Here is a 1,462-nt window from a genome sequence, read left to right as displayed (position 1 = left end):
TAAACTGTACCCTGTGTAAAGGACAATTAAAAAAAGCCTATGCTATTTGTTGAAGTTGCTGCCTGTATTTTGCAGGCGGCAACTTTTTTAAATTCCATTGCCCACGATAATGATTGTAATACGTCATATAACTTTTAACTTCACGTTTTACTTCCTCTAATGCTGCACAATCTTTAATATTCGTCTCATCCTTAAAATGTCCAAAAAATGATTCCTGTGGAGCGTTATCCCAACAGTTTCCTCGGCGAGACATCGATTGACCTAATCCCATTCGTTTAACTACCGCCTGGAATTCTGGATTCGTGTAATGGAAACCTTGATCTGAATGAATAAATGCACCTTCTGAAAGATGGCCATGTTTTCTCAATTTTTGAAGGGTATTCAGCACAATTTCTAAATGTAGTGAAGAAGATACTTCATACGCCAAAATTTCGTTTGTCTCTGCGTCCTTAACCGTTGATAAATACGCACGTTTCCCATCTTTGTATGTTAAATAGGTGATATCGGTTAATAATACTTTTCCCACTATACCTTGTTTGAAATCACGTTGTAATAGGTTTGGACACGTGCGATGTTCTTTTGTTGCTTTAGCCATACGTCGATAAGGATTCGCTTTACGAATCGGACAAATAATATCGTATTTCTTCATAATACGACGAATCCGCTTTAGGTTATAGGTAATTTCATATTGATTTTGGAGCGTCATTTTAATTTGGCGCGCCCCTTTTTTGCGTCCCCGGAAACGATAGGCCTTTAAAATGATGTCCCTTACGATTTCATCCACTTGTTCTTGTACTATGCGTTTTTGCACCGATTTTTCCGTGAAATAATTATAATAGCTTGAACGAGATACACCCATTATTTCGCATAAGTAGCTCACCATCAGCTTCAAGTTATACTTTTTTATCGTGTGATGAATCAATTCGAATTTTACTCCTGTTGCGATTCTTATTTCTTCTTCAACGCCTGCCTTTCGAGTAAATCGAGCTTTTTTAGTAATTCATTCTCTGCTCTTAATAATTGGTTTTTTGCTTCTAAACGGGTAATCTTCTCTTCAAGCGTTAATTCACGCTCTAATGCACGACCAGAATTACCTTTACGCGTATCTTGTAAACCTTCCACGCCATCTTTATGGTAAGCGGCGCGCCAACGCTTACCAGCGGACTTCACACGTTCCTTGCCGATTAGCTCAACATCAAGACCGGCCTCTTCGAATATCTCCCGTGGTACTTTACCTTTTGCACTTTCTGCAATAAAATGGCGTTTAAATTCATCCGAATATGTGATGGCTTTTTCACTAACTGTCTTCACGTTAGAATTACGTTTTAGTCGTTCCTGTTCTTTTTTATTAAATAATATTTTAGTCATTTGATCCCACCCCCGACATCCTTTTTCATGTATAAACAAAAATACCCTATAAGAGGGACTTTTTCAAAGTGTCCATCTTACAGGGTACAGTTTA

1 protein-coding gene is annotated in these 1,462 nt (G+C 37.9%); it reads right to left on the bottom strand.

The window, feature by feature from the left end; all coding sequences use genetic code 11:
* Positions 1–37: 37 nt before the first annotated feature.
* Positions 38–1,368, bottom strand: a protein-coding gene (locus AC25Y6_RS19575; RefSeq protein WP_488144201.1) for an IS3 family transposase whose coding sequence is annotated in 2 segments (ribosomal slippage) — positions 38–981 and positions 981–1,368 — 1,332 coding nt in all. Because the reading frame shifts where the segments join, the coding sequence is not laid out codon by codon here.
* Between the last annotated feature and the right edge of the window lie 94 nt (positions 1,369–1,462).

This window comes from Sporosarcina sp. Y1004 (genome assembly GCF_057669665.1).
Note: the sequence above shows the minus strand (reverse complement) of the source record. Positions and strands in the feature narration are given on the sequence as shown.